This is a genomic window from Aeromonas sp. R2-2 (genome assembly GCF_040908355.1).
GTDB classification, from domain to species: domain Bacteria; phylum Pseudomonadota; class Gammaproteobacteria; order Enterobacterales; family Aeromonadaceae; genus Aeromonas; species Aeromonas veronii.
In genome coordinates this window covers 1-2,565 of record NZ_JBFODQ010000077.1, presented here as the reverse complement: position 1 = coordinate 2,565, position 2,565 = coordinate 1, and the positions used below count along the sequence as shown (strand labels likewise).

Genomic DNA, 2,565 nt, shown 5'->3' with positions numbered 1-2,565 from the left:
CTAAGCGTGTTCTTTCCCTCGCCAATGCTACCCTCGGGGTTATCGAGTCAGGTTCACTGGCCATCCACGCCATCGGTAGTGGCCTCTCCTTGGCCAACGGTCTCGAACGTAAACATGCGGTTAAACAGGTGGATCGCCTGCTCACTAACACCAAGCTCAATGTCTGGAGCCTCTTTGACGATTGGGTGCCCTATGTGGTCGGTGAACGTACCGAGATCGTAGTCTCCATGGACTGGACCGAATTCGATGCCGATGATCACAGTACCTTGGTTATCAGCCTGCAAACCAACCACGGTCGCAGTACTCCGCTGCTGTGGAAAACCCATCGGAAATCGTTGCTCAAAGGGCAACGCAATGCCCATGAGAAAGAGCTGCTCACCAAGCTCAAGCAGACGTTGCCAGAGGGTATCTTCGTGACGGTAGTAGCTGACCGCGGCTTTGGTTACATGGAGCTGTTCGAACGCCTGGAGCAAGAGCTAGGCTTTGCTTATCTCATTAGATTTAAAGGAAATGTTTTGGTTGGTTACCCTGGTGTAGAGCAGGTTCCAGCTCGGCACTGGCTAACGCCGACCGGGCGCACCCGAACCCTCAAAGCGGTGGAGCTAACTGGGCAGCGACAGCCTGTCGAACGGGTCTATTGTTGTCATAAGAGTGGCATGAAAGACGCGTGGTTTCTGGCCAGTAACCGGACCGACCTGAGCGCCGCCAAGGCGTTGCAACTATACGGCCAGCGCTGGGGTATCGAGACCAGTTTTCGTGATATCAAAGATTACAAATTCGGCATGGGTATGGGAGATGTGCACATCAGTAATCCGGTCCGGCGCGACCGACTGTTTTTATTCAGTGCCCTGGCCATCGTCTTGCTGACGCTGCTGGGTAAGGCTGGAGACAGTGTCGGTCTAGAGAGAACGATCAAGGTCAATACCAGCAAGAGCCGAACCTATTCGTTCTTTCGGCAAGGGGTCATCTATTACCAGTTGCTACCTAAAATGAAAGAAGCCAATGCGGTCTTGTTGATGGATAAATTTATCTACTACCTGAAGCAACACCGCTTATATACCCGCACACTTGGAATTATTTGAGTCTCTAAAAATGAGGGGATCTCTGAGCTCAGTAGCCCCAGGCAGAGTCGGTATGCCTGCTCGACATGGGCTTTCTCTTCCAGCCGTTCGCTCACCCAGCACAAGGTGCCCGGTCCGATATCAGCAGCCCACTGCTTGAGACGGCCTGGCGTCCAGCGTTGCTGCTTGCTGTGGCGTTCCGGCATGTGCTCCGGGATCGTGCTCATCCCCGGGATGGTTTTACGCGGATGGCTCGCGACCAGCTGTTGCTGGTGATAGACCTGAAGCAAAGTGTCGCCAGCATGGAGCTCCAGTTGCTGGCCCACATACTGGTGTGGCACCGAGTAGTGGTGCTGCTCATAGCTGACGTGATAGTCGATGTTGACCTTGACCGTTTTGATGGCGACATAGCGATAGGGATGCACCGGCAGTGGTCCCAGCGCCGGGCGGTCCAACTGCTCAAACGCCTCGCGCCGGTTACCGGGCAGTTGCTTGAACGGGCGCTCGTTGAGTTCGTCCAGCAAGGCCCGGATGCACTGGTTGAGCTCGGCCAGCGAGAAAAAGGTCTGGTGGCGCAAGCGGGCGAGGATCCAGCGCTCGACGATCTGCACACCCACCTCAGCCTTGGCTTTATCCTTGGGCTTGTAAGGGCGAGCTGGCATCACTGCCACCTGATAGTGCTCGGCCAACTGCTGGTAGCTGGGGTTGAGCTCGGGATCGTATCGGCAAGCCTTGCTGACACCGCTTTTGAGGTTGTCGGGGATCAGCAGTGCAGGTGTACCGCCGAAAAACTCAAAGGCACGGACATGGCTTTGCAACCAGTCCGGCAGTGACTGTGACCAGGTAGCCTCGGCAAAGGTGTAGTTGGACGCACCAAGCACGGCGACAAAGATCTGGGCCTGACGGACCTCCCCCGTGGAGGGCGAGGCGATGGGCACCGTGGGCCCGCAGTAGTCGATAAAGAGCTTTTCCCCCGCCTTGTGGATCTGGCGCATGGAGCGCTTTTGCAACTGACACCAGGATTTGTAACGGTCGCAGAACTGGGAGTAGCTGTAACAGCTGTTGGGATAGCGCTGGGTGTACTCCTCCCAGAGCAGTTGTTTGGAGACCCCCTTACGCTTGAGCTCCTGATGGACAGAGGGCCAATCCGGTACAACATGGCGGGCCGAGATGGTGGTATCGGCCTGCGGATAGAACAGGGCCGCCAGTTGGCCATCATCAAGCTGGCTAGGTAAGGGCCAGGTCAGGCCGAGCGTCTGGGCACTTTTGAGGAGTTTCTGGATGGAGCCAACGCTGACCTTGGTGCAGCAACTTATCTGGCGAACAGAGAGGTCAGCTTCCAGCCGCAGTCGCAGCACTTCACGAATTTTACGCATTGCAATCCTCTTGGCAGACATAGGCTCTTCCCTGGCAAAAGGGAGAGCGTATCAAAGGTTGTTAAATCAATGCGTTAAGGATGATTCCGGTGAATGTGAACAGTGATTCCGGGATGTTGAACACTGTT

Annotated in this window: 1 protein-coding gene and 1 pseudogene; one reads left to right on the top strand and one right to left on the bottom strand. The window is 55.7% G+C overall.

Annotation, left to right across the window (positions count from 1 at the left end):
• On the top strand, window positions 1-1,082 hold a 1,082-nt coding region (locus AB5Z09_RS16785), incomplete at its 5' end, for an IS4-like element ISAs18 family transposase (protein ID WP_368195402.1).
• Window positions 1,083-1,108: 26 nt separating this feature from the next.
• Here the strand turns inward: AB5Z09_RS16785 and istA are convergent.
• Window positions 1,109-2,458 (bottom strand): annotated as a pseudogene (gene istA / locus AB5Z09_RS16780) (IS21 family transposase); the annotation flags it as partial.
• Window positions 2,459-2,565 lie beyond the last annotated feature (107 nt).